This is a genomic window from Pseudomonas sp. FSL W7-0098, from assembly GCF_005930585.1.
GTDB classification, from domain to species: Bacteria; Pseudomonadota; Gammaproteobacteria; order Pseudomonadales; family Pseudomonadaceae; genus Aquipseudomonas; species Aquipseudomonas bubulae.
In genome coordinates this window covers 1-256 of the sequence record NZ_RXHW01000032.1, presented here as the reverse complement: position 1 = coordinate 256, position 256 = coordinate 1, and the positions used below count along the sequence as shown (strand labels likewise).

General features: G+C 32.8%; 1 protein-coding gene. It reads left to right on the top strand.

Features of this window, described 5'->3' with window-relative positions; all coding sequences use genetic code 11:
* Positions 1–254, top strand: a 254-nt coding sequence (locus FHL07_RS23560) for a hypothetical protein (protein ID WP_202979111.1), incomplete at its 5' end; no start/stop codon positions are given.
* Positions 255–256: the final 2 nt, after the last annotated feature.

The window sequence follows — 256 nt, the reverse complement described above, 5'->3', positions numbered from 1 at the left end:
CTTATGCGCTTTATAATTTCTTATTTGGCTCTCCTAAAATCAATAGACAACTTGCAGTAAGTTCAATAGATATTGCTCACACGCATAACTTATTTAATTATATGAGGTTCAATTGGATTCAATTGAAAGATGGTGTGTTTAAAAAGCTTGCTAAAGCTTTAGATATCAATGATAATTCTCAAGTTATGGAGATAAAAAAGCAGTCTGCGGTAATGAAAAAACTTTCTGCTCAAAAAAAGCCCAGCGGATTCTGACC